23 protein-coding genes are annotated in these 24,489 nt (G+C 62.8%); 9 read left to right on the top strand and 14 right to left on the bottom strand.

Translation table 11 applies throughout. The annotated features are described in order from the left end of the window. Positions 1 to 623: 623 nt before the first annotated feature. The 3 genes from AB0L64_RS10440 to AB0L64_RS10430 form a co-directional block, all read right to left on the bottom strand. Entirely contained in the window at positions 624 to 1,445 is an 822-nt protein-coding gene (locus AB0L64_RS10440) for a hypothetical protein (RefSeq protein ID WP_363709897.1), read from the bottom strand. Beyond that, positions 1,442 to 1,702 (bottom strand): helix-turn-helix transcriptional regulator, encoded by a 261-nt coding sequence (locus AB0L64_RS10435; protein WP_363709895.1) that lies wholly within the window; start codon positions 1,700 to 1,702, stop codon positions 1,442 to 1,444. Before AB0L64_RS10435 ends, AB0L64_RS10440 begins: the two co-directional genes overlap by 4 nt. A gap of 323 nt (positions 1,703 to 2,025) precedes the next feature. Next, positions 2,026 to 2,199 (bottom strand): hypothetical protein, encoded by a 174-nt coding sequence (locus tag AB0L64_RS10430; protein ID WP_363709893.1) that lies wholly within the window; start codon positions 2,197 to 2,199, stop codon positions 2,026 to 2,028. A gap of 111 nt (positions 2,200 to 2,310) precedes the next feature. On the opposite strand from AB0L64_RS10430, the gene AB0L64_RS10425 reads away from it, so the two are divergent. The 6 genes from AB0L64_RS10425 (at position 2,311) to AB0L64_RS10400 (ending at position 11,985) form a co-directional block, all read left to right on the top strand. After that, positions 2,311 to 4,395 carry a hypothetical protein gene (locus tag AB0L64_RS10425; RefSeq protein WP_363709891.1) on the top strand — a complete coding sequence of 695 codons (2,085 nt, stop codon included), beginning with the start codon at positions 2,311 to 2,313 and terminating at the stop codon, positions 4,393 to 4,395. Between the two features lie 83 nt (positions 4,396 to 4,478). Next, positions 4,479 to 5,159, top strand: coding sequence for a hypothetical protein (locus AB0L64_RS10420; RefSeq protein WP_363709889.1), 681 nt, complete (start codon positions 4,479 to 4,481; stop codon positions 5,157 to 5,159). Positions 5,160 to 5,357: 198 nt separating this feature from the next. After that, positions 5,358 to 7,004 carry a class I SAM-dependent DNA methyltransferase gene (locus AB0L64_RS10415; protein WP_363709887.1) on the top strand — a complete coding sequence of 549 codons (1,647 nt, stop codon included), beginning with the start codon at positions 5,358 to 5,360 and terminating at the stop codon, positions 7,002 to 7,004. Then, positions 6,994 to 8,229, top strand: coding sequence for a restriction endonuclease subunit S (locus AB0L64_RS10410; RefSeq protein WP_363709885.1), 1,236 nt, complete (start codon positions 6,994 to 6,996; stop codon positions 8,227 to 8,229). The genes AB0L64_RS10415 and AB0L64_RS10410 overlap by 11 nt, the downstream gene beginning before the upstream one ends. Next, positions 8,226 to 8,945 carry an abortive infection family protein gene (locus tag AB0L64_RS10405; RefSeq protein ID WP_363709883.1) on the top strand — a complete coding sequence of 240 codons (720 nt, stop codon included), beginning with the start codon at positions 8,226 to 8,228 and terminating at the stop codon, positions 8,943 to 8,945. Before AB0L64_RS10410 ends, AB0L64_RS10405 begins: the two co-directional genes overlap by 4 nt. After that, positions 8,938 to 11,985 carry a type I restriction endonuclease subunit R gene (locus AB0L64_RS10400; RefSeq protein ID WP_363709881.1) on the top strand — a complete coding sequence of 1,016 codons (3,048 nt, stop codon included), beginning with the start codon at positions 8,938 to 8,940 and terminating at the stop codon, positions 11,983 to 11,985. The genes AB0L64_RS10405 and AB0L64_RS10400 overlap by 8 nt, the downstream gene beginning before the upstream one ends. 185 nt (positions 11,986 to 12,170) lie before the next feature. On the opposite strand, the gene AB0L64_RS10395 is transcribed toward AB0L64_RS10400, so the two are convergent. The 10 genes from AB0L64_RS10395 to AB0L64_RS10350 form a co-directional block, all read right to left on the bottom strand. Next, positions 12,171 to 12,356, bottom strand: a complete 186-nt coding sequence (locus AB0L64_RS10395; protein ID WP_363709879.1) for a hypothetical protein — start codon at positions 12,354 to 12,356, stop codon at positions 12,171 to 12,173. 340 nt (positions 12,357 to 12,696) lie between these two features. Next, positions 12,697 to 13,056: a hypothetical protein gene (locus AB0L64_RS10390; protein WP_363709877.1), complete on the bottom strand. Its 360-nt coding sequence runs from the start codon at positions 13,054 to 13,056 to the stop codon at positions 12,697 to 12,699. A gap of 211 nt (positions 13,057 to 13,267) precedes the next feature. Then, entirely contained in the window at positions 13,268 to 13,885 is a 618-nt protein-coding gene (locus tag AB0L64_RS10385) for a hypothetical protein (protein WP_363709875.1), read from the bottom strand. Positions 13,886 to 14,003: 118 nt separating this feature from the next. Then, positions 14,004 to 14,588: a hypothetical protein gene (locus tag AB0L64_RS10380; RefSeq protein ID WP_363709873.1), complete on the bottom strand. Its 585-nt coding sequence runs from the start codon at positions 14,586 to 14,588 to the stop codon at positions 14,004 to 14,006. Next, on the bottom strand, positions 14,588 to 16,015 hold the full coding sequence (locus AB0L64_RS10375; RefSeq protein ID WP_363709871.1) for a hypothetical protein: 1,428 nt from the start codon (positions 16,013 to 16,015) through the stop codon (positions 14,588 to 14,590). The genes AB0L64_RS10380 and AB0L64_RS10375 overlap by 1 nt, the downstream gene beginning before the upstream one ends. A gap of 323 nt (positions 16,016 to 16,338) precedes the next feature. Continuing rightward, positions 16,339 to 16,548, bottom strand: coding sequence for a DUF397 domain-containing protein (locus tag AB0L64_RS10370; protein ID WP_363709869.1), 210 nt, complete (start codon positions 16,546 to 16,548; stop codon positions 16,339 to 16,341). A gap of 233 nt (positions 16,549 to 16,781) precedes the next feature. Then, complete coding sequence (locus AB0L64_RS10365; RefSeq protein ID WP_363709867.1) at positions 16,782 to 17,090, bottom strand: hypothetical protein; 309 nt, start codon at positions 17,088 to 17,090, stop codon at positions 16,782 to 16,784. A 1-nt stretch (position 17,091) separates the two neighbouring features. Next, positions 17,092 to 17,259 carry a hypothetical protein gene (locus tag AB0L64_RS10360; protein WP_363709865.1) on the bottom strand — a complete coding sequence of 56 codons (168 nt, stop codon included), beginning with the start codon at positions 17,257 to 17,259 and terminating at the stop codon, positions 17,092 to 17,094. A 314-nt stretch (positions 17,260 to 17,573) separates the two neighbouring features. Then, positions 17,574 to 18,383, bottom strand: a complete 810-nt coding sequence (locus AB0L64_RS10355; protein WP_363709863.1) for an aminoglycoside phosphotransferase family protein — start codon at positions 18,381 to 18,383, stop codon at positions 17,574 to 17,576. A gap of 154 nt (positions 18,384 to 18,537) precedes the next feature. Continuing rightward, positions 18,538 to 19,833 carry a hypothetical protein gene (locus AB0L64_RS10350; protein WP_363709861.1) on the bottom strand — a complete coding sequence of 432 codons (1,296 nt, stop codon included), beginning with the start codon at positions 19,831 to 19,833 and terminating at the stop codon, positions 18,538 to 18,540. 190 nt (positions 19,834 to 20,023) lie between these two features. On the opposite strand from AB0L64_RS10350, the gene AB0L64_RS10345 reads away from it, so the two are divergent. Both AB0L64_RS10345 and AB0L64_RS10340 read left to right on the top strand, forming a co-directional pair. Beyond that, entirely contained in the window at positions 20,024 to 21,436 is a 1,413-nt protein-coding gene (locus tag AB0L64_RS10345) for a hypothetical protein (protein WP_363709859.1), read from the top strand. 38 nt (positions 21,437 to 21,474) lie between these two features. Then, positions 21,475 to 21,963: an SAM-dependent methyltransferase gene (locus AB0L64_RS10340; protein WP_363709857.1), complete on the top strand. Its 489-nt coding sequence runs from the start codon at positions 21,475 to 21,477 to the stop codon at positions 21,961 to 21,963. A gap of 11 nt (positions 21,964 to 21,974) precedes the next feature. Here the strand turns inward: AB0L64_RS10340 and AB0L64_RS10335 are convergent, their stop codons facing one another. After that, complete coding sequence (locus AB0L64_RS10335; protein ID WP_363709855.1) at positions 21,975 to 22,883, bottom strand: helix-turn-helix transcriptional regulator; 909 nt, start codon at positions 22,881 to 22,883, stop codon at positions 21,975 to 21,977. 536 nt (positions 22,884 to 23,419) lie between these two features. Between AB0L64_RS10335 and AB0L64_RS10330 the strand changes: the two genes are divergently transcribed. Next, a complete protein-coding gene (locus tag AB0L64_RS10330) occupies positions 23,420 to 24,343 on the top strand; it encodes an SAM-dependent methyltransferase (RefSeq protein ID WP_363709853.1) in 924 nt (307 codons plus the stop codon). The last annotated feature ends 146 nt before the right edge of the window (positions 24,344 to 24,489 follow it).

The following is a 24,489-nucleotide window of genomic DNA, read 5'->3' as shown; positions in this document are numbered from 1 at the left end:
GCGACTCCCAGACAACCCAGCACGGACTCTGCCTCGCGACGTGATGCGCGATCGACGCAGGTATGAAACTCGACCTGATGCCCCAAGCTCGTCAAGATTCCAGCTGCACGCACACCGGACCCATAGAGCGCGTCGCCGACTGGTTCGGCGCATTGCTCACGGTACGTCCCACCGACCACCGTGACCGGTGGAACAGCAGCAACCCCACTCATCGGGCCGGACGAACCTGAACACGGACATACGGCATCACCTGAAGTATCTCAGCTTCGAAGGTGGCCCCCCGGCCTATACAAGACACGAGAGCGTGCCATTGTTCGGTGATCGCGCCGAGCACCTCACCGGCGGGTCTGGTGAGCACCGCGATTCGAGTGGGGGTGGACAACAGCGCCACGTCGCAGATATCGCCGACCGCCAGAGTAGCCACTACTGCGGGGTTGGGCGATGCGATCGATGCCTCGAAAATCAACCGGCTGCAATCGGTCTCCGGTGTACCGCTTCCGCCGTGGCCCCCGCTCGCGCCGGTGCCGCCTCCACCGCCCCCGCCACTTCCGACCATGTCGTCTCCCCCTTGCCTCGACACGTGCCCTTTAGGCTCCGCAAGCTACACCACCGTGCCGCCTGGATCAGTCCAGATCGGCGAGTCGCTCGACACCGAACAGCGTTCGAGCAGCGTTGCCGAGACCGGCGAGGGACGACCAAATGCACGCATCCATGTCTGCAGTCGGAACGTCTCCATGACGAGCCCACGCGCAGAAGGCTTCCTCAAACAGCTCGTAGTCCCGCGGCAGCCTCCAATGCGGATCGAACACGCCTGCGAATACGCCTGCCCGCCGGATGTGGATATCGATGACCGCTACATCGTCGCTGCGTCTGAGGTTCCGCACAATCCACGACGCAGTCTTCAGCCCGACGCCGGGAAGTTGCGTTAGCCACGACCTCAGCTCTCGGGCCGACCAACAGTCCGAAGGCTCGCTCTGCCCAATGCAGGCCACGGCCCCGGCCAGTCGCCGAGCGCGCTGTGCCGGGAAGCGATAGCGCACAGGTGCTCGTCTGCCCGGCACATCAAGCGGTATCTGAAGTACCGCCTCAATGGCTGCCACTGTTGGCGTTTGAATCTCGCTCAACAGTCCAGCGTCGCGCACAGCGTTGAACGCTGCGGCGGCCATCGGCTCAGATACTCCGTAGCCACCGAGGAGGCAGAGCGCGGTCTCTTCGATCAAGGTTCGTCCGACCTGATAGGTGTCGGGCCGCGGGCGGATCCGCGTCTGCTCCACCCAAAACGCGGCCGAGCCGAGCCATGCCGGCTGTCCCCAATCGAAGGTCCGAGCCCATCCCGATCCGACCAAAGTGACGTCGTCCGTCCCCGGGTCGGCTCGTCCAGCTTGGAATTTCCGGTCTGGCGACGGACAGATAGTGGCGCTGAGCCCGGTGACCGTTGCGCTCATGTCCTCGCTCCCGCACGTTGTCTGGCCGCACCTGCCAACTCGTCCAATGTCGCCTCAAGTGCTCGAGCAATGTCCACCACCAGGAAGAACCCGGGGGTTGGGGTGCCGCCCTGCTCAAGCTTCCGCAACGTATCGAGACGTACGCCAGCAGCTTCTGCGAGCGACGCGGCGCTCCGGTCAGCGCGGCGTTCCTGAATCTCGTGTCCAAGCGCCGCGCCGAGGTCCCTCTGTTCTTGGCTCAGTTCCGGTCTCGGCATGAGAATAACTATACGCGGATAGTTATCGAATCGAAGGGCACAGCGGAAGTTGCCCCTGCTGGACGACTCGCCGGGTTGCGTCGCCAGGCCTGGCGAATTCATTTACGGTCTAAGCCGCATCGTTCGATCAGGGGGAGGCTGCGATGGACTTCGGCGAGCTGGCTCAGACCGGCGCGGCAACACTCGTTACTGCTATGACGACCGGGGCATGGGAGCAGATCAAGGAGCGCGTCGTACGGCTATTCGGTCGTGGCAAGGACCAGGACCAAGAGGACGTGGCGGCGGAACTCGAACGAACGTTGAGCCTTGTGCGCGGGCCAGGTTCAGATGAGCGTGGTGCGCTCGTTGCGGAGGCCGAGCTGCGTGGACAGTTGCGCCATCGCCTGCGAACCGATCCCGACTTCGCCGCGGCATTCCAGGTTCTGCTCGAGGAGATCCAGGAGCAGCTCCCACAACCGGACCAGCCGTCCGTCCAGCAGCAGGGATTCGCCACGCACGGAGGCACGGTCATCCAAGCAGGTCGCGACGTCAACCGCGTCTCGCCTCGACGGTCCTAGACGACAACGCCTCAGTCGTACGCAACTCACCAGCCGTCCCGAGAGAGAGCCATGGACGACGACATCTTCCGCCCCTTGCCCGAGGACACCACCGGCCTTGCGGTCCCAGGTCACACGTATTCCGCGCCGAACCTGAGCGATGGCCACAATCGGCATGGAGAGCCTGCGCCACGTTGGCCTGCGGCACCACTCCCGATCCAGCAGAACGCGAATGCGACTGACGGCGGAACAGTTCTGCAGGCCGGCGACACCATCAACTGGATTACGCAGCAGCTGCGTTGGCTCCCACAGGTCACCCTCGACGAGGAGGTCGAGCGAGCGCGCGCCGGCTTCGCCCCTCCACCCCAGTACGACGACGCCCTGGCGCGTCTGACTCGTGCAGACCTCCCCATCGTGGCGCTGTGCGGGCCACGAAACTCCGGTCGACGGACCTGCGCCCTCAACTTGCTCGCAGACGAACAGGTCAGCGAATGCTTGACGGACTGGGAATCGAACCCTCGGGTCGACCTGCTTCCCCGCGAACCCGCCGGGCGTTACCTTCTCGACCTCACCGACGAGCCTGCGGACATTCCCGAGCAGTTCGGTCGCACGCTGGTGGGCCATGGTGCTGACTTGGCGCGCCTTGGAGCAAGGATGGTCATCCTCGTCACCGAGCGGCTCTGGCGAGCTTGCAGACCGCACGCCCAGGGCCTCACGGTTGACCTCGGCATGCCAGCTTCTGACGAGGTGCTGACAGCACATCTCCTTGCGTCCCGAGATCACCTCGCCTGGATCGCAGCGGATGAGAGGTTGCAGGCGACAGTTGCCGAGCTCGTGGCTAACGATCCACGGCCTGGACGGGCGGCCGAACTAGCGGCGATCGTTCGTCGACAGACCACACACGACGAGACCGCCGTGAAGGCGATTCGCGACGAGTTTCACCACTGGGGCGACTACCTGGCCGCGCAGCTGTCCGAACACGAGTCCAGTAAGGCAGGCGAGGGTGTGCAGGCGAGGACCGCGAAGGTCGGCGCCGCCCGTTCACGTGCGCTGCTCATCTCCGTCGCCGTACTTGATGGCGCGCCGACGGAGACCGTGCTGGATGCGTCTGAGGAGCTCCTGAGGCTGCTTCGAGCCACACCCGAGCCCAGTGAAATTCTGGTCGGACCCGAGCTGAGCGACCTGATCCAGGGGATCGAGGCGGAGCGAAGAGGCGACACGCTTACGATCACCGGGCGCCATCCCGGTCTGGACCTGGCCGTTCTGAGCAGGATCTGGCGTGAGCGGCCGCGACTGCGTGCACCGATTCGGACATGGCTCGCAGGGATAACCGCCGAAAAAGGCCCCGCTGCGAACGAGCTGCGGCGGGTCGCTGACGTACTGGCAAACCTCGCAACGCAGCTTGGATCTCTCGAGGTTCTCGACATTCTGCAACGCTGGATGATCGGATCATCTCGGCACCGGCAACTGGGGATCACAGTGCTGGAACAACTCGCTGTGAGTCCAGAAGTCGGTGCTGTGGTACGACGGCGACTGTACGACTGGGCACGGGGAAAGGCCGACGTTCAACTGTTGACCGGCGTGGCGGAGGTCTGCGCGGGCAAGCTCGGGCGGCAGAGTCCCGCAGCCGCCCTTTCAAGGCTGAGATGGCTGTTCAGCAATGAGCAGCCTGTCGTCCGCGATGCCGCGTCTCAGGCTCTGCGAGCGCTGGCCACCGACGACAAAGTCAGGCCACATGTGATGGCCGCCGTCGCGGATTGGTTCACCGGGCAGGACCCGGCAGCGGGCCAGCTCGGCCTGCTCGCGCTCATCGATCCCGGCGATGACCTTGTTCCGGTTCCAGTGCTCGGCATGCTCGCCGCCGAGCCTGAACTCCGAACGACGGTGCACCGGGCCTGGTCCACGATGATCGCGCACAGCGACACACGCGCCTCGGCGATGGTCGTCGTGAGACGCTGGCTGGCGTGCGCGGACGAGGACAAACTCGACGCGGGCTTCGCCATCGAGCTGCTCGCTCCCATACTTAGACAGGCTTTGCCCGGGGACGACTTCAAGCAGTTCATCACCCATGGCGAAGGCTCACGGACGCATGCTGACCTCGTCATGGCACTGGTCTTGAATCGATTCTCTGACTCCAGACCTCCGGCTGGCTCATGAGCGGAAGGTTCAGGTTCTGGGGAGGAAGACGTCGCATCAGACACCGCTTCGTCACCTCGTTGCCCTCCGACCTTCCAGGCGCGTTGTTCACGGCAACCATCGAAACCAGCTGGGAACACGGCGAAGGAACACGAACCAGCATCGAACCGCTGATCCGCACCACACTTCGCGACAAGGCTGCCGAGATCACCCGCAGGTACTCCGTTGACCGCAGCGATGCGGCGAATGACGAGGTGCAGCTAACGATTGCAACCACCAACTGCAAGACCTCGTCGGGCCGCCTCGTCGAGGTAACGGCATTCCTCCAACTGTCTGTCGATGCGCGTAGCCGAGAGCTGCAGGACCAACGCGTCGCTGCCGATCGCGAGCGGCGACTTCTGCACGAGGCCGAAGCCGGACTGCTCACTTCCTTGCAAGAAGGCTGTCTGCAGAACGCTGCATCGGCGCGGCTCTGGGCGCTCATCCGGTATCCAGAGTTGATCACCGTGACTCAAGGCGCAGTGGTCGAACAGATCATCCAAGATGCCAGCATGGCTACAAATCACAAGCTCGACAAACCGCAGGACCGGGCGGCCGGCGACCTGGTCGCCTGGCTCACAGGCACCGACGAAAGCAGGCTCACTGGGCTCAAGGTCCTGTACAACTGCCTGCACCTCATCGGCGAACACGACCTCCGTGATCAACTGCACCATCTCGGCCCCATACCCGATGTCGAGGCCGAAGCACCACCCGAACCACGCCATGGCCCACAAACAGCACCCTAGCCAGAGCTGGCGGCCCGCCAACCGCAGAGCTGTGGGGGTAGAGATGGTCTGTGCGGTCGACGCATACTCGGGGTGCCGCGCGGCGATGCCGTGTCCTGTGGGATGACACCACAGGTCGCGATAGCCTGCGGCCAACGATTATGAGCCTATGCCTCCGCCCGGCTGGGAAGGCAAGCAAGTTAGAGGAGATGGCTGCAGGTGACAACCGCAAACTCCGTGGAGGCTCCCATCCTCAGCGCGAGTGAGCTCGGTGTTGACCCGGAAGAGCTCTGGCAAGCAGCGGACAAGCTGCGAGGCTCGCTCGATGCTGCGGAGTATAAACACGTCGTCTTAGGATTAATCTTCCTCAAATACATCTCTGACGCCTTCGAGGCCCGACGCGAAGCGTTGCGGGAAGAACTCAAAGCCGATGGAATCGAGGGACAGGGAGCAATCACTCTCCTCGAGAGCCGAGACGAGTATACCGCCGAAAATGTTTTTTGGGTGCCACCTGAAGCACGGTGGGCCAAGCTCCAAGGTCAAGGCAAGCAGCCACAGATCGGGAAACTCATCGATGATGCGATGTTCGCGATTGAGCGCGACAACCCGAAGCTGAAGGGCAAGTTGTCGCGCGATTTCGCACGCCGGGGAATTCCCGCGGAAAGACTTGGGGCACTAATCGACCAGATCGCTTCAATTGCGATCGGCAGTGATGAGGCGCGCGCGAAGGACGTTCTCGGTCGCGTATACGAATACTTCCTTGGCAAGTTTGCCGCCGCAGAAGGGAAACTTGGCGGCGAATTCTTTACCCCGCGGTCCGTTGTGCGACTTCTAGTGGAGATGATCGAACCCTACGACGGCCGCGTCTATGATCCTTGCTGTGGCTCAGGCGGAATGTTTGTTCAGTCAGAAAGCTTCGCGGAGGCCCACGGGGGCAGCAGGAATAACATCTCTATCTTTGGTCAAGAGTCGAATCCAACGACCTGGCGGCTTGCGCACATGAACCTGGCGATCCGGGGGATTGAAGCGAATCTGGGAGAACAGCCTGCCGACAGTTTCGCTCACGACCTGCATCCAGACCTCAAGGCTGATTACATACTGGCCAATCCGCCCTTCAATGTTTCCGACTGGTCCGGACACTTGCTGCGCAGAGATGTCCGGTGGAAATTCGGCGTGCCTCCATTAGGTAATGCCAACTACGCCTGGATTCAGCATTTCATCCACCACCTGGCTCCAGCCGGACCGCACGGGGGTGGGGTCGCGGGGTTCGTCATGGCGAACGGCTCGCTCTCGTCACATACCGGCGGAGAAGGGGAAATTCGGCAGAAAATCATTGAGGCTGATCTGGTGGACTGCATCGTTGCGATGCCGCCGCAACTCTTTCTCACAACAGGGATCCCCGTTTGCCTCTGGTTCCTCAATCGAGACAAGAAGGGTAAGAATGTTCGGGGAGGAGGCCGAGATCGTCGCAGCGAAACGCTTTTCGTTGACGCTCGTCATCTCGGGCACATGCAGACGCGAACCCTGCGCGTGTTTTCTGGCGTCAATGGGTATCCAGCCAGCCCTGAGTCAGATATCGGCCGGATCGTCGGGGCATACCGCTCTTGGAGAGGCGAGTCCGGAGCACCGGCATACGCCGATATTCCTGGCTTCTGCAAGTCAGTCGACATCGCGGAGATCGAAGCTCACGGGTTTGTCTTGACGCCCAGCCGATACGTGGATGCGCTCGCTGCACCAGATGATGAAGACACGTTCCAGGAGAAGATGAAGAGCCTTGCCGGCGAGCTTCAGGAGCGCATGCATGAGACAGATCGGCTATCCAAGATAATCAGCCACAACCTGCGGGATCTCGGTTATGGCTCCTAACTGGATCGAAACGACGCTCGGAGACGTCCTAACACTTAAGCGTGGTTATGACCTTCCCGCACGAGAGCGGCAGGATGGCACATATCCCGTGATCTCCTCGTCAGGGTTGACTGGCCGTCACTCGGCGCCGAAGGTGAAGGGGCCGGGCGTGGTAACTGGGCGATATGGAACGTTGGGGGAGGTGCACTACATCGACGAGGACTATTGGCCACTGAACACAACGCTCTATGTTCAGGATTTTAAGGGCAATGATCCCCGTTTTGTGTCCTATTTCCTCAAGACGATCGATTTTCACGCCTATTCAGATAAGAGCAGTGTTCCAGGAGTTAATCGGAATCATCTACACACCGCCCGCGTCCGGTTCCCGACCGATGTGTCTGAGCAGCGCGCCATCGGAGAGCTGCTGGGCAGTCTTGATGCTGGCATTGCATCGAGGCGCGCGATGAACGTGACGCTGCAGGCTACGGCTCGAGCACTGTATAAGTCTTGGTTCGTGGACTTCGATCCCGTGAAAGCCAAGGCCGCCGGCGCCTCCGGCTGCCCCGGCATGCCTTCGGAGCTATTCGCGTCCTTCCCGTCGCGTCTCGTCGATACAGACCTAGGGCTCGCTCCTGAGGGCTGGAACCATGAACCAATCGGCGACTTGGTCCATGTGGTGGGGGGCGGCACCCCGAGCACGAAGAATCCCTTGTATTGGGAAGCGGGAGAGTTCTCCTTCTGCACGCCGAAGGACATGTCAAGGCTGATCGCGCCGGTGCTGATTGAGACCGAACGCAAGTTGACTCAGGCAGGGGTCGATAAGATCAGCTCTGGGGTCTTGCCCGTCGGCACAGTACTTCTGTCGTCGCGGGCACCCATCGGCTACTTAGCCATCGCCGAAACGCCGGTGTCGGTGAATCAAGGTATCATCGCGATGAGGGCCCGCGTCTTGCCGACGACATATATCCTGCTGTGGACTGAAGCCAACTTGAACCGGATCAAGTCGAGGGCCGGCGGAAGTACCTTCGCTGAGATCAGCAGGCGCAACTTCAATCCGATCCTTGCGCTACGTCCAGACCCACAGGTGCTTAAGACATTCGAGAACATGGTTGCTCCTATGTTCCAACTCATCGCATCCAATGAGCTGGCGTGCTTATCTCTAGCGGCAGTTCGGGATGCCCTGCTTCCTAAGCTCGTAACAGGCCAACTTCAAATTCCCAGCTTCATAAATGGGGCAACGAAGTGACCGCAGAAATCGAACCTCAGGTCTTTCGCCTCGTGGCGTGCCGGGAGCTTCTGGAAAGCCATCCACAGTCTCTGCGCATCCGCGAGCAAGTCGAGGCTTTAGAAGAGGCGATGCCAGCTCGTCCAGGCGTCGTTGTCTCCTTCTGCAGGACAATCATTGAGACAACCTGCAAGACGATACTGACCGACCGCGGCGCCGCGGTCGACGGAGCATGGGAAGGCCAGAAGTTGGTCTCCGAGTGTATGAAGTATCTCAAGCTCGGCAGCAACGAGGACGGCCAAGACGACGCGCGATTGCGCACAGGCACGGAGTCGCTGGTGCGAGGCCTAAACCAGATCGTGCAAGGCATTGTACAGATCCGGAACGTTCACGGATCTGCCGCGCACGGGGCCGACGCCTATTCCCCGCTATTGAACTCGGGTTACGCGGAGATCCTCGCCCGCGCAACCGACGCCGTAGTCGGTCTACTTTTCAAGAGCCACCTAGCACTTGCCGAGGCTGAACCACTGAGCAGGTTCGAATACAGAACGCACGGTGACTTTGACGAGTTCATCGATGCTGGGTACGGGCCGTTTGAGATCCTTGACGTTTGGCTGTCTGCGAGTGAGGCCCTATACGCTACGGATTTTGAGGCCTATCGCGCTGCATTGATTCAGTTCAGGCAGGAAGCGGAGCACGGTGAGCAGCCGGTAGCCGAAGGAGAGGGCGATGAGTGAAGCTGCCGTCGAGCAGGCTGCACTCGGGTGGTTTGAGAGCGCAGGCTTTTCTACGTTTCGAGGACCTGAGATTTCGCCTGGCGGCGACGATCCCCTGCGTGGAAGCTATGAGCAGACTGTGCTCGAGACTCGGCTCGAAGCGGCTCTCGTCGCCATTAACAGCCATCTTCCAGATGAAGCGATACACGACGCCATGCGAGTCGTGACACGCCCGCCTGAGCCGACTTTAATACGCAACAACCGGTGGTTCCACCGTCTCCTGGCGGACGGAGTTGACGTCGAGTATCGAACACCGAACGGAGACGTTCGTGGCGACAAGGCTTGGCTGGTCGACTTCGACGAACCCGCCCGCAATGATTTCGTAACAGTTCAGCAGTTTACAGTAAAGGCGGGGAACCAGTCGCGCCGAGTCGACCTGGTCGCTTTCTTGAATGGGCTTCCAATCGCATGTGTTGAGCTGAAGGACCCGACCGACGAGCGAGCCGACCTTTGGACGGCGTTTGCCCAGCTGGAGGATTACAAGGCCACTATCCCGCAGCTATTTCTCTACAACGAACTGATGGTCATAAGCGACGGTCTTCTGACCCGCCTGGGGTCGGTGACATCTGGTCGAGACCGTTATGCGCCTTGGCGTTCATTGCTAGAGGCCAACACTGAAAGCGGCTCGGCCCTCGAGGTATTGATCACAGAACTTTTCGACCCGCCCGCGCTGCTCGATTATCTCAGGCATTGTGTCGTTTTTGAGGAAGACCAGCAAAGTGGCTCCATCACTAAGAAGGTGGCTGGTTATCATCAATTCAGAGCTGTGCGGAAAGCAAGGAGATCGGTCACTGAGGCCCTGCGGCCGGCGGGTGATGGTCGGGGTGGCGTCGTATGGCACACGCAGGGGTCCGGCAAGAGTCTGACGATGCTCATGTTGGCTGGCACGCTTGTTACGGATCCGGCACTCGAAAACCCAACCATCGTCGTCGTTACAGATCGCAACGATCTCGACGACCAGTTGTTTGGCACTTTTGCGAGTGGTCGAGCGCTATTGCGGCAGACGCCGGAACAGGCAATTGACCGGGATGATCTGGCCGCGAAGCTGAACAGAGCTTCCGGCGGTGTTGTCTTCACAACCATCCAGAAGTTTGAAAGTCGCCCGACTCCGGCGAGCGAGCGAACGAACATCGTTGTTCTGGCGGACGAGGCTCACCGAAGCCAGTATGGCTTTCTACAGGGCGGCGCTCGCTGGATGCGTGAGGCGCTGCCGAATGCGACCTACGTTGGCTTCACAGGCACACCGCTCGAGCGAGACGATCGCAGTACGAGGGCGGTATTTGGCTCGGATGTCGACGTATATGACATTCGGCGTGCGGTCGACGACCACGCAACGGTGCCGATCTACTACGAGATGCGGCTAATTCGGCTGGCGCCCAATGAAGCTGGAATGGCCGCGGCGGATAGGCAACTCACGGCGATCGCGGAAGCGAACAGAGAAGGGAAGTCGCCACCTGCCGACGTCACAGTGCCCTTGGAGTTGTTGGTCGGCTCGCAGATGCGGCTCAAAACAGTGGCTGCGGAGATTGTCGAACACTTCGAGGAGCGTCGTACAGCAATTGAAGGCAAAGCCTTAGCTGTAACCATGAGTCGTCAAATTGCAATGGACCTGTACGATGAGCTAGTTGAACTTCGCCCTGATTGGCATTCTGACGAGGATTCAGAGGGCTTTGTCAAGGTCGTCATGACTGGATCGTCGAGTGAAGGTGAACGGGTTGCAGCGCACGCGCGCACAAAGGCCCGGCGCGAGAGGTTGGCGTCCCGCTTCAAGGATCCAGAAGACGATCTACGTCTCGTCCTCGTCTGCGACATGTGGCTCACAGGTTTCGATTGCCCGCCTCTGCACACGATGTATCTCGACAAACCCTTGGCCGGTCACAACCTCATGCAGGCCATTGCGCGCGTCAATCGTGTGTTCGGCGACAAACCAGGTGGAGTGGTTGTCGACTTCCTCGGCGTGGCGGATGAGTTGCGCGATGCCGTGCAGACTTACACCCAGGCCGGTGGACAGGGAACCCCTGTAGCACGAATACAGGAAGATGCAGTTCCTTTGATGCTTCGAGATTTCGAATCCCTGCGAGATTTCTTTGACGGCGTCGATCATGCCGATTTTGTGAGCGCGACCTCCGAAGAACAGTTGACCGCAGTTGCTTCAGGAGCAGATCATGTTTTCGCGCAACCCGAAGGCCAACGGCGCTTCTTGAAGCTCGTAGCAAGCTTGTCGAAAGCCTTCGCCTTGTGCGTTCCACATCCGGAGGCCGAGGCCATCCGAGATGATCTGGTGTACTTTCAATCAGTGAGGGCCGCGATCCGCAAGCGGCTGTCTGACACGGTCGACCGTGGCGTGCCAGATGCAAGAGCTGCCGTGCGGCAAGTCATCTCTGACGCAATAGCCGCTGAAGGAGTTATCGATCTATTTGAGGCCGCTGGACTCGACGCTCAAAATGTTGCCGTCCTGTCGGAAGACTTCTTGCATCAACTTGCGATGATGCCTCAAAGAAATCTCGCGCTGGAAACGTTGCGTAAGCTATTGAATGACCAGATCCGCATCCGCGAACGAGTTAATCTCGTCCAAGCCAAAGGTTTCCGAGAGTCGTTGGAATCGGTACTCACTCAATATACCAATCGAGCGATATCAACGGCGCAGATTATCGAAGAACTGATTGCCTTAGCGCGCTTTGTTCGAGAAACTATAGAGAGCGGCAAAGAGTCGGGACTAAATGAAGAAGAGTTGGCTTTCTATGACGCTCTAGCCGATAACGAGTCTGCACGGCAGGTGATCGAAGACGACACACTTAGGCTGATAGCGCGCGAGTTGACTGAGCGCATACGGGCTAAGTCTTCTCTGGACTGGACAGAGCGCGAGACGGTCAGAGCCGACATGAGACGTACGGTTCGTCGCCTGCTCGCGAAGCATGGGTACCCACCCGATGCCCAGGAGTCGGCGACGCGACTAGTGATAAGCCAGGCGGAGCTCGTAGCCAGGCATCTCGCCATGTGAGCGCTCAGTCGACTGCCAACTCCCAGGCCACGCGACATCTACCGCCCGCGCCTCCTTCACTGTGATCGCGCTGCCTTTGCCCATGGTCGTCGGCACGCCGCCATAGTCGAAGGTAGCCTCCTGCGGCTCGTTAAGAGTGCCAGCTGAGCGGTACTTTGCGGAGCCATCGACGTCGTCGTAGAACGTCAAGGAACTGAAGGCGCCCCGAGCCCAATGTTCATCGTGGCGAGCTCGTCCGCACTGACCAGTTCGATCCAGGTCGGCCGGGGCAGACTTGCGACTCGGTCAAGCAGCCCGTCGAGCGCGGCCTGGCTGCCGATGCGCTGCTGTGCCGCGTCATCGTCGTAGTAGGCCGTCAAGAAGTCGTTCATGCGAGTCCTCTCCCATCACCGATGTAGACCATGCCGCATCGGCGGCAGTGGCCCCGCGACGCGCAGTCAGCATGGCGCCAGTCGTGCTGGAGGCAGGTCTCAGTCATCTCTCGAACAGCGAGCGACCCCTTGAGTCCCGGGACCACGCGAGATTCGAGCCGCGGATCTTCCGCTTGTGGCTCCACGTCTCGGATTGCACCGACATGGCCTTGTCCGCCACGTCCAAACCAGGTGTACAGGACGTCGAGCCCACGTTCGTGCGTCAGGGTCGTTGCCAGCACCCCCTTGTTGCAGGCCTACCGTCTTCGTGGGCAGCAGGGGCCAGACAGATGCAACGGGGTCAGCTATCGCGTTCGATCCGTTCAAAGATATCCGCGTCAGTTTCTCGCTGCCAGGCTGGCAGGTCGTCCCAGTCGGCTACGGAGCTGGGTTTGGGGTCGGGGATGTGACGGTAGATCTGCGCGATCCAGCACAGCGCCACGAACCGGCCCTTCTGCTCCCGGCTGAGCTTGCTCGTGTTTCCTTCAGAGACCTCGACGAACGCCCGCACCTGCTCGTAGACCGCTGCCGCGCTCTCCCGCTCCCAGTCGGGTGTCTCTTCCCACGGTGTGACGTACCCGGGCTTTGGTTCGCCGGGGTAGTGCTTCGTCACGCCTGCAATCCACGCCTCGCGGAAGATGCGGCCCTGTTCGTTCGACAACAGCGTTGCTCCTTAGGACGGGAGGTTCCTACAGCGGCGAGCGCTCGACGGACGGCAGAGTCGAGATGTCCGCGCTCAAGCCCAACAGTCTGGGATCGTGGCGGTAGCCGGCGACCGCGGCAGCCACACTGGAGCCTGCCTCCTGTCCGGCATCGCCCAGTCGTAGAACATCCAGTTGAGGCGTTGGAAGGGGTCAGCCAGACTGCCCTCGTCATTGCGTCTCTGGTGTCGGTGGCTCTGCTGACTGGGCCGCTCGCTGAGCGCGTAGTGCGGCTGCTTGCGCAAGGGACTCCTCGGCCTTGATCCGATAGTCCTCGTCCAGGGCGTCCAAGGTGGCCGGATCGATCGGAAGAGGGGGTTGGGACAGCCGGTCAGCAATGTTGCGATACGGCACGGAGCCTAGGTAGAACTCGATCGAGCCGTGGCCCGGCCAGATATCACCACCGCGTTCAAACAGCTGGATCATCGGCTCGTACGGGTCGTCGAACTCCGGGAACCGTTCCTTTGGACGATCGCCCAGAGCAGCCCAGCGGAACGCATCAGCAACGACTTGCCTGGACCTCGTCCACAGCTTGTGTCCGCTGTCAGCCTCCAGACGCTCCATCCACACCGGATCGTTCTCGACCGAGGGATCGAACACCACAGCCAGATCGAAGAATGGCCATTGCCCGGGAACACCCAGCGCATCGGCCCAGACCGCCATCCGCCGCAGGTACTCAACCGCCAACCACCCCCGCGACGATGCGTGGCGATCCTCAGCCTCGTCAGCGTCCCAGTTGGCCGCCGCCAGCCGCGCCAGAAGTCGCTCACACGCGACCAAGTCGGTCAAAGCGCCGATCCCTCCTCTTTCGCCGATACCACCCGCCGACCTCCGCACGGGTGACTGCGCGGCCGGACCACACGCACATGTCGATCACGAGTCACGGTTGCTCGGCCTGGCCGGCTTGCTATATCGGCTCTTGCTCCGCACGTTTGGCCGCTCGGCGTGCGCGTGACTCCTCGACCCTGACCCGTTCCTTCTCGTCCACCTCGTCCAAGGTTGCGGCGTCGATCGGGAAGGGCGGCTGAGCGAGCCGTTCGGTGATGCTGAGATACGGAATCGAGGCTGCGAGGAGCTCGATCGATCCGTGGCCGGGGTAGATCTCGCCGCCGCGCTCGAACACCTGCACCATCGGCTCGTACGGATCGTCGAAATCAGGAAACCGTTCCTTCGGGCGATCGCCCAAAGAAGCCCACCGGAACATGTCGGTGAGCACCTGTTCCGTCAGAGTCCCGAGCTCGCGCCCAACCTTGGCCTCCAGGCGCCGGAGCCAGCCTGCGTCAGTCTCGACCGATGGATCGGACACCACCGCCAACTCGAAGAACGGCCATCGCCTCGGCACACCAAGCGCCTCGGCCCAGATCGCCATCCGACGCAAGTACTCCTGCGCAAGCAGTCCTCGCGATCTGGAGTGCCGCTCCTCGGCCTCATGGTTGTCCCAGCTCGCCGCCGCGAGACGCGCCAAGAGCCGCTCGCACGCTCCGATATCCATCACAATCCCAGCCCTTCCTTCGCCACGCGTACCACCTCGTCAAGATTCGACAGGTCCTCCGCGACCCGAAGGTCGCCCCTCGGTATGTCCAACGACGAGTCCCAGAGAATCAGTAGATCCATCCTCGATGAGCGCGTACTCAATGGTGCCGTGTTGTGCGCCGACGGGTAATCAGAGGTGGCCAGTGGCGTCCCCGATTGGTCCCAAGCTTCAGGATCTGGCGACCGATACGGCAGTCCGGCAGCCATAAGTCTTGACTCGACGTACTCGTGCGCCAACAGCGACCAGAACTCCACTCGGTTCTTGTCAGTCAACTCCGCACCGGACGCAACTCGCTCCCAAAGATCGCCGTACAACGCGTCCGGGGTGAAGTAGCCGTGCCTGACGTCGTCCGGGCCTACTGCCACGTCGTGTTCGCGCTGGAAGAGGTGTTGTTTTGCCTCCTCAATGACCTCACGCGGCATCCCGCTGTGATCCGCGAGCGCGTCGACGTCGTCAGCTTCCCGGATTCGGCGGTACTGGTCCATCTCCTCCGGGGAGGCATCGCCGACGAACTCGTGCTCCAGCTCGGCGACCTCGTCGATGCCGGCAGCAAATCCTGGTTCGGAATCGATGCCAGCAGCGACGTCATCGGTTTCGAGCAAGTCGCTGCGACCAGCCGGAACGCTATCGACGGCGAGCTTCTGATTCGCTGCGGCGGCCTCGAGGTCGACGGGGAGTTGGTCAGGCCGAGGCGAGCTGGCAGCGGGCTCATCGCCGGTTTCGTTGGCTAGACGTGACGTCGACGCGGTGCTGTCGTCCGCCGTCAACCCGACGCGCGCTACGTCGTCACGGAATTCTGCCTCTGACGTTCGCTCGTCAGCACCAGGCGACTCAACCAGACTGGAAGGATCTGCGTGGGAGGTGGACTCGGCTTCTTCAGCGGGCGGGCTGATGTACCGGAGGCGGGCCAAGGTATCGTCGTGACGCATGTGGGCCCGAAGCTCTGGTGAGTAGGAGGCGAACGGGTCCTTCGGTTTGGGTCGATCATCGACTGGCGTCGTCGCCGGGGCGGAGGGAGGATCGACCGTTCGTCGCTCGGTCGACTCGTCATCGCTCCGCTGGGCTGACGACCACTTGGAGTACCCCGGCCAGTACATCTCATCGAGACGTTGCTCGAGCTTTTCGCGAGCAGTCAGTGGCTGTGGGGATCGACGGTCCGCGGTCTCGTCATCGTCAATTGAGTCGGCCTCGGATGCCTGCACTTCCCTCAGCCGAGGGCCCGCGGACGCCCGCGAATCCTCCTGCCTGATTTCCGGCGCGCGGGGCACAACAGCGCCGGAGTTCCGGTCGGTTGAGTCACCACGTTGCTCAACCGATACCCCGCGAGCGTTGGCCGGCCAGGAGACCTCATCAACACGCTGCTCGGACTTCTCGGGAGCAGCCAACGGACGCGGCTTCTCATGATGTGTGGCGTCGCGGCGTTCCGGCGTCGGAGCATCTCTATGGCTTGCCTGCTGATCACGTGCGCCGCCATCGGATTGCCGAGACGCCTCGTTCTCAGAACGCCCAATTCGCCAGCATGATCGCCTGGCGTGTTGCCCGTGCTCGGGTCGTCGCCGCCACGACGACCTCTCAGCTCGGGCACAGCCATCTCCTATCCACACCAACGCAAACCCGAAGTAGCAGATCCATCACGAACAGTTTCCGCCGCGAGGCCCACACGGGTCTGTGATCGCCGGTGCGGATCGACAAGCCAGCGGTTGAGAGGTCAGGCACGAGCGTCGAACTCTCCCGCCTTCATGCCTTCTGTGAATGCCGCCCACTCGCCGGCGGTGAAGCGCAGGATCTGGCCGCGGCCCCGTTCCTTGCTGTCGCGGACGGCTGCTCCGCCATCCGGCATCAGCGCGACCTCGACGCAGTTGTTGCTGTTGTTGCTGCGGGTGGCCTTCCGCCAGGCAGCAGTGGTGAGGTCGGTCATCTACTTTCCTTTCGCTCGGGGTCGGCAGGCATTGGAACGGCTGGCTCCCGCAGGCCGTATTCACGACGGGAGCCAGCCGGGTTCAACGTGGAGGCCTCGGTCCCCGCTTGGGCACAGGGGCGTGCTGGGATCCCGGGACCGAGGAACTCCGGACAGTGGCGAGGCCGAGGCCTACCCGCGGTCGTGAGGTCGGCCGCAGGGCGGAGGGATTGAGGAGCCTCGGTCTCGCCTGCTCAAGGCGAGTCGCGCGCGATGAGGAGTCGGACTCCGGCGTCCTCGAGTTCACGGCGATACTGGGCTGCGATTGAATCGGCGGCAGTGACTGCGACCGCCGAGACCTCTGCTCGGCGCGCTGCTTCGATCAAGGCCTCGATCGCCGCTGGCTGCGAGTCGAGCGTCTCTATGTAAATCGCCGTCATCTGTGACCCCGCGCGGTCTGCGAACCCGAGCAGCAGGTTGCGAACTCGGTCCTGCTCGGTCGGCGTCATCAGGAAGGTCTCGACGAAATAGCCGAGCATGGCCGGTCGGGCGGCGCCGGTCACCTCACTGCCCGCCTTCGATCCGGATCGGCCCGGACACGAGGTCGACTGTCACCGGCAGACCGAATCGCCTGGAGGATGCCGCGGCGTACCGCTCGGCCAAGTCGGGCCCGACCAGATAGTCGGCGATCACGTGATCGCCGAACCAAACCCGCACACGACGTCGCGGCATGGGATCGGCCAAAGGCTCAGTGACTGTCATCACCCGCGGACCTCCTGCGCGATGTCGCGGAGCATTACGGCGTACACAGCCACTGCGATGCCGATGATGCCGTACAGGGCCGTCGTGTGCGCGTGCGTTAGGAGCCAACAGCCGATCATGAACATCCCCGTTCTCAGTCGAATGGGTCTCTGGCGAGGGCAGTGAGGCTGAAGCCCAGCCCATGTAGGCGAGTCGTTGCCTGCATCACCGAGTTTCGACTGGCACACGCGGAGTTGTTCAGCCCAGCGTGGGGGTCCACGATGTACCCCCATCGCTCCGCCGCCCTACTGGTAGCGGTGCCAAGTAGTGGTATCGCCTGCGATCAGGCTGCGTAGCCGATGAGCCAGCTCTTCAGCGACGTCGGGCCGGCCGGGCAGGCCGCCGATCACGCTGGTGACAATCTGAAGCTCGCGGATCGACCGCAGGGTCGGCCACGTGGGCGAGGAGAGCAGATCGAAGCCGTACGCTGCACGGAATTCGTCGTACTGCTCACAGGGATCCCCGAACCGCTCCACGCCGTGGGCAGCCGGGACGAGGTCCCATTCAGGCGGGCCGATGCTCACCGAGTCCAGGTCGCAAAGCACAGCTTGGCCGCGAGCGTCGGTGAGCAGGTTGCCGACGTGGGCATCACCGTGGATAACGGACGTGGGTAGCCGCCATTCGGTGGACGCCACGGCGGTCCGGACCGAGCTGACGCGATCTCTCAGCCAGCCGACGAGGTCGCTCAGCTCGAGTCCGACTTGGTCGGCCGCCCATGTCTTCAGGTAGTCGAGTTCCCCGTCCTGAACTGCCACGGCGGCCTCGAGGCGAGACTGCGCGCGGTCGACGGGGTCCCACTGCGGGAGCGGGAATCCGAGATCGTTGAGCGAATGGAACGCCAGCAGCGGACGGGCAAGTTCGGCTTGCCGGTGACGTTGCCCGGAGGTCTCCGGGAGGTATGTCCAGGCGGTGGCGGCCCAGCCTGAGGTCTCGATCGGCTCTTGCAGTCCGGGCGCCAGCCGGACGGTAGGCAGGTCGAGCTCGGCCAGCCGAAGAGCGATCCTGGTGACGCGGTGGACGGTGAGGCGATTGGCCACCGGGGCGATGCGAAGCACCAGATTGACAGCGGGGAGTTTGTATACGGCGTTCATCGTGTAGCGGAGCAGTACGGCGCCTGCGGGGTCGATCCCTGCCGCGCTGGCGACGTCGCGCAGTGCAGTGTCCAGACGGTCCCGTTCACCGCTGCTGAGAGTTGTCACGCCGTAGAAGCTAGCTGCTGATCAATGCACCAACACGCTCGAGGACCCCGCTGACCCCGTCGTGGGTTGTGTACGGACGAGCCAAGGACACCATCGCCTGCAACCGATCGGCGGCGCGAACCGAGTCAGTGGCCATGGTCATGTCGACCGCCCGATGCCCGGCAGCCGCCGCACGGTCTGGCTGTGCATCGAGGACGTAGCCAGTGGCGATGCTGATCGCGTCAAACGTGCGGCTCCGCTCCTCCCCCGCGCCCCTGGTCGCGTACGAGCGCTCTGCATGTTCGATCGCGCGCGGCGCAAACCGGGTCCGATGCTCTGCGTGGGAGGCCAGGCAGGCGTAGATAACCCCCGAGATGCCGTCCAGGTCTGCAGGTGCAAGGAAGAATCGAGCCCACGACGGGACCGTGTCTTCGTCAATTCGCCCGAGTTCGTCTTGAGCACGCGCAAGTGAGTCCGAAACCCTGTCCGCTGCGCCGAGCATGGCGTAGGCCCAGGCTTCGTTCGCGTGCAGGACAGCGACTGCCGTGAGATTTCCGCTGTCTTGGGCCACGATCTGCCCGAGCTGCCATAGCCGCAGCGCCTCCTGGGCCCGGCCTTGGTGGATCGAGACGCGACCGAGGCGGTAGAAACCACCAGCGATCAGAGCGAGTTCGTTGATCTCCCGCGCAAGGACAAGCCCAGCAGTTAGGTAGTGACGGGCTGCTCCGTGGTCCCCAAGGTCGTGACTTGCCCATCCGGCAACCTGGTACATGTCGGACAGTGCGGCCTTGAAGTCTGTCTCGGTTCGTTCCGTGTCGAACCGGCTGGCCAGCATGCCGTTCGCCCATGCGAGGTAGCTGACCGCGGAGTCCCGGCAAGACCCGCCGCCATGGGCGGCATCGATCTGTCGGTGCTCGTCCCGAACCACGCGGACCAGATCGACGTGGGCAGCAGTCACCCGCGATGGAACGCTGGTCGCGATGGATTGCCTGGAATCGACGTACCCATTCAGCTCGGCCGGGACTGGGCCAACGGCCAAGGCCGCCAGGGATCCGACGAACCCTGGTGCTGCGCCCGGGTCGCGCAATCTGTCATCGCTCTTGGCTTCACCGCTCCGCACATGAGACCCCACACCCAGCAGACCGCGATCGATACCAAACCCATCCGCGATACGCACCAGTACGTCGTACGACGTCACCACCTGCTTGCCCTGGGAAATACTCCGGACCCGGGTTTCCGCGAGACCGGACGCAGCAGCGAGCGCGCTCCTGCTGTAGCCGTGATCGCGCAGGAACAAGAACAGCGTCCGAATGTCCTGCTCGGCCAAGCAGTCACGGAGCAGCCGGCCCGCGTGCACGCCCGAGGTCCACCATTGCGGATCTGGTCGTACGACGTGCCGCGCGACGTGCTCTAGCTGCACTCTCGGGCCCTCCTGCTGCTTCTGTGCGGATACGATGAGCGAATCACTAGCTACCGTGGGTGGGACACCGGTTCTGGGGCCGAGAGTGGTGAAAGTGGTGAACGAGCGAACGGGAACGTCGAGCGCCGGACCGCGGCGCAACTCCAAGCTCGCCGCGGTGATCGCGGAGGCAGGCTGGTCGCATGCCCAACTCGCACGGGCGATAGGCCGGGTTGCTGCCGAATCCGGCAACGACCGCCTGGTCTCGGTGGGCAGGTCCCACGTCTCCCACTGGGTCGCGGGGTCGACGCCGTCAGGTGACGCGCCGGCGATCCTGGCGGAAGCACTTTCGCGCCGCCTCGGCAGGGTCGTCACCCTCGACCAGATCGGCCTGTCCGGTCCGCGGGCACCCGCGGCACCGGATTGGTCCGCCGATACGCTGACAACGCTCGCCGATCTGGGAAGAGGCAACGTGGACATCGAGCGCAGGTCAGTCCTGCGAGCCGCCGGCTACTCCGTGGCCGCACTGGCGGTTCCGTCACAGGCTTGGTGGGAAACCATGGCGCGCCGCGGGGCCGAGCGCTCTGCGCGCAGCGGCCGGTTGATCGGTGCCGGTGACCTGGAAGCGATCCGGGAGATGGCGCAGATGTTCAGCCGCATCGACCAGCGCCGCGGCGGCGGGCATGCACGTACGGCCGTCGTTCAGTACCTGACATCCGATGTCGCCAGTGCGCTGGGATCCGCCCACTCGAGCGCCGAGATTCGCCGCGGTCTGTTCTCCACCGCGGGCGAACTCGCATACCTCAGCGGCTGGATGGCGTTCGACAACGCCGAGCACGCGACTGCGCAGAAGTACTTCATCGTCGCCGTCCAACTCGCCGCCGAAGCCGACGATCCACCCCTGGCCGGCCACGTCCTGCGCGCGATGGCCCACCAAGCCGTGGACCTCGGACACCCACGACAAGCAGTGCAATTGGCCAAGGCGTCGCTATCGGGGCCACGATCGAAGTTGGCCAGTGCTAGGGAACGCGCTCTGCTCGAGGTCGTCCATGCCAGGGCTCTCGCGGCCGACGGCCGAGGCAGTGCGGCTGCGAAGGCGCTCCTGCGCGCCGAAGACAACCTGACCTCAGCTGGCGCTGGCGACGACGAGCCTGGCCGGGTCTTCTTCTTCGGCGAGGCAAGCCTTGCCCACGAAACTGCGTGTACCTTGCGCGACCTCGGCGATCTGGCGGCGGCAACCACCCAGTTCAGACACAGCGTCCGTACGCGCAAGGCCGCAACGTTTGCCCGCACGCACGCCGTGACTCTGGGATATCTCGGCGCAGTGCAGGCGCGTCAGGGTGCGATCGACGAGGCCTGCTCAACCTGGTCGACGGCTCTCGACGCCATGGATGGCGTCCACTCCGGTCGCACGCGTCAGACTGTCGTCGACATGCGATCGGCGCTGTCCCCCTTCCGGGCCCGCGGCATCCCGGCCGCCGCGGCGCTCGATCATCGTGCCGCGCGCTACCTCGCCTCCGCGCCGAGGTGACCAGCCCTGTTTACCACTCACCGATCAAGGACCTCCCTATGACGCAGAGTCCTCTCACGGTTGAACCCGTCGCCCAGGTCATCGGTGGCCGTAGCGAACCTACCGACGACTACTGGGGCGGTACGCGCTCAATCCTGCGCATCAACAACGAGCGGTTCGACGAACGATCCACCGCCGGCCTCGACGCGTTCTCTCATCTCGAGGTCGTGTTCTTCTTCCACCTCTCCGACCAGACCGATCTGAACCTCGGCGCCCGCCGCCCCAGAGACAATCCGGCCTGGCCCGAGGTTGGTGCGTTCGGACACCGCAACATGCGCAGGATCAACTGGCTCGGCATCTCGCGCTGCCTACTCGTCAAGGTCGATGGGCTCGACCTGCACGTCGAGGATCTCGACGCCGTCGACGGCACACCTGTCATCGACATCAAGCCCTGGTTCGACGAGTTCGGCCCGCGGGGCGAGACCCACCAGCCGGCCTGGACGACGGACATGCTCACGAACTACTTCGCGCCCACCGACCAACGCTGACCCAGCTTGGGTCAGGCGTTCGGTTGGAGTTGGCTGAGTCTGTGCTTGAGGAATTCGGCCGACTTCGCGTCGTCGAGGGCGGCTTGCCACAGATTTGCCCAGGCCTTCTGAAGCAGTCCGACTTCGTCGGGCTTGTCCGACCAGAAGAAGCCCAGGAAGCCGTCCACGTAGGCACCGGACCACTCGACCAGCGGACCGCGGGACGGGAAGCCCAGCAGGGCGAACGGCCCGGTCGTCATGCCGGCGTGTTCCTCAACGTCGAACGGCATGACCCTGATCGCTACATCTGGGCGCTGAGCCAGATCCAGCAGGTGGGTCAATTGCCCGGCCATCGTCTCGGCACCACCGACACGCCGGCTAACCACTGCTTCGCTCAGTACGACGGCGAGTGTGGGCGCGCCCGACTCCCGGTCCAGGATCTGTTGCCGGTTGAGCCGGATCTCCAACCGACGTTCGAGCACATCGGGGTCGATGTCCGAGCGGGTGAAGCGCTCATCGCCCATGATGCTTTTCGCGTAGTCACGAGTCTGTAGCAGGCCGGGAATGAGGTCTGTCTCGTAGAGGGCCAGGGACGACGTGGATGCCTCCAAGCCGGTGAAGAGGACGAAGTTGTCCGACACCAGGTCTGCGTACGAGTTCAGCCAGTTCTTCGCCTTGGTCGCCCTGGTCTCCTTCGCCAGATCCATCAAGGCGCGCACCAATTCGGCGTCGGCTACGCCGTACACCTTGCATGCCTGCTCGACGTCCAGGCTCCGCACCGGAGACTCGCCGTTCTCCAGTCGCGAGACCGTGGATGCCGACATCTCCAGCTCTGACCCGGCCTGACGGAGAGACAGACCTGCCGCCTCACGAAGCTCTCGCAGGTGCCGACCGAGCAGGTACCGCGGGACCACCGAACCGGTGGCTGACTCCAGCGTCATCTGACCTCGTTTCTCAGCGACCAGAACCCTACAACGGACCCCGTTGACCGATCGCCATCCGCGCCGACCTGAAGACAGAGTACGACGAAACGCGCCGTTGTGAAACGTTGCATGATGGAACGTTCACTGGTTCACTGGTGACTCGACACCACGAGTGATGGAGCGGTGAAACCAATGACGGCACTGATACGTCCCTCACAACCGGCTGATCCGGGCGACGCTCGACAGGCAGCGCACCTGTTGATACGAGCCGGCCTCATCGACCGTCGGGCCTCGCGGTGCGGTCTGCAGCGCCGACTTGAGCGGTGCCTGGAGCGACTCAACAGCAGGTTCCGCCGCTGGCGCGACGAAGACCTCTAGCTGTCGGTACGACAGGCGATCAGCGTTGGGCGCTGAACGCCCACGGTTCGATCCTGGCGCGTCCGCACGCCTCGGTTGAGCCCGTCTTCAATCTGGAGTCCTTTGGGCGATCTGCTCTCCCCTGTGGGGCAGATCGAATCCAACACCGGCCCGAAGCCGGGATTCCAAGAAGGCCGGTGAGCGACTACTGGTTCTGCCACGTCGCTCACCGGCACAAATCCTGTCAAGCATCCTCGGAGCGAAAGGAGCCCGGGCCGACGATGATGGACTGCGAACCGATCTCGCACGACAGCTTCGTGGCGCAGCTCCTCAGCAACGCGAGCGACGCCAGGTTCTGGAACCTGGCGCAGGGCGGCAAGGACCACTTCGCGGTCGATCGCATGCTCATGCACGGTGTCAAGGAGATCGCCCCGAACTTCGGCGACCTAGCAGTCGCCAGCGAGGGTTTCCGGCTCCGCGCCTGCCAGTACCTCACAGGCACCACCGGCATCGCCCAGTTCATCGACTGTGGTCCAGGACTGCCGATAGGCCGTCGCGTCCACGAAGTCGTTCAGGCGATCAACCCCGCCACGAAAGTGCTTTACGTCGACAACGACCCAGAGGTGCTGGCGCACGCCCACTCATTCGTTACCGCAAACAAGCAGGTGCGCGTTGTGGACGGCGACATCTTTACGCCCGACGACCTGCTGGAGTCCAAAGAGGTCAGTACCTTCATCGACTGGTCTGAGCCGGTCGCGATCATCCAGACCGCGACCCTCCACCATCGCTCGGGCTCAGCCAGCGACGTCGCTCGCATCATGCAGACGTACGTCGACATCGCGGCACCCGGCTCATGCACGGTGGTCTCCCATTTCCTCGACCCAGGGGATGTCGCGAGCGGCACGTTGCGCCGCATCGAGAAGCATCTGCTTGACAGCTCGTTCGGAACTGGCTGGTTCCGTACCCTCGATGAGATCCGAACCATGTTTCCCGGGCAACGCCTCCTGAACCCTGGAGTGGTCCCTTGCCACCAATGGCCCAACACCGAGACAGAGGCGACTAGCTGGGTGCAGGGCTGCGTAGTCGGCGGCATCGGACAGAAACTGACCTGCACCCCCTGACTACCAAGAGCCAAGCGTCGACAGCCCTGTACTCCGGCCTTCTCGCGGATCTCGATCCATGTCGACGGCGCAGGCAAGTCACCTTGGCTGCCCATCGACGGCCCACGCCTCGCACCACCGTCAACAGCGTGGTGCAGCTCTCCCCT

The organism is Kribbella sp. NPDC051936 (genome assembly GCF_040680955.1).
Lineage (GTDB): Bacteria > Actinomycetota > Actinomycetes > Propionibacteriales > Kribbellaceae > Kribbella.
This window is presented reverse-complemented; position numbering and strand designations above follow the sequence as displayed.

Bases quoted from the DNA above. Each gene is read 5' to 3' on its own strand.
- AB0L64_RS10440 (WP_363709897.1), bottom strand. From the start codon at position 1,445: ATGAGCGCAACGGTCACCGGGCTCAGCGCCACTATCTGTCCGTCGCCA.
- AB0L64_RS10435 (WP_363709895.1), bottom strand. From the start codon at position 1,702: ATGCCGAGACCGGAACTGAGCCAAGAACAGAGGGACCTCGGCGCGGCG.
- AB0L64_RS10425 (WP_363709891.1), top strand. From the start codon at position 2,311: ATGGACGACGACATCTTCCGCCCCTTGCCCGAGGACACCACCGGCCTT.
- AB0L64_RS10410 (WP_363709885.1), top strand. From the start codon at position 6,994: ATGGCTCCTAACTGGATCGAAACGACGCTCGGAGACGTCCTAACACTT.
- AB0L64_RS10400 (WP_363709881.1), top strand. From the start codon at position 8,938: ATGAGTGAAGCTGCCGTCGAGCAGGCTGCACTCGGGTGGTTTGAGAGC.
- AB0L64_RS10395 (WP_363709879.1), bottom strand. From the start codon at position 12,356: ATGAACGACTTCTTGACGGCCTACTACGACGATGACGCGGCACAGCAG.
- AB0L64_RS10380 (WP_363709873.1), bottom strand. From the start codon at position 14,588: ATGGATATCGGAGCGTGCGAGCGGCTCTTGGCGCGTCTCGCGGCGGCG.
- AB0L64_RS10370 (WP_363709869.1), bottom strand. From the start codon at position 16,548: ATGACCGACCTCACCACTGCTGCCTGGCGGAAGGCCACCCGCAGCAAC.
- AB0L64_RS10360 (WP_363709865.1), bottom strand. From the start codon at position 17,259: ATGCCGCGACGTCGTGTGCGGGTTTGGTTCGGCGATCACGTGATCGCC.
- AB0L64_RS10340 (WP_363709857.1), top strand. From the start codon at position 21,475: ATGACGCAGAGTCCTCTCACGGTTGAACCCGTCGCCCAGGTCATCGGT.
- AB0L64_RS10335 (WP_363709855.1), bottom strand. From the start codon at position 22,883: ATGACGCTGGAGTCAGCCACCGGTTCGGTGGTCCCGCGGTACCTGCTC.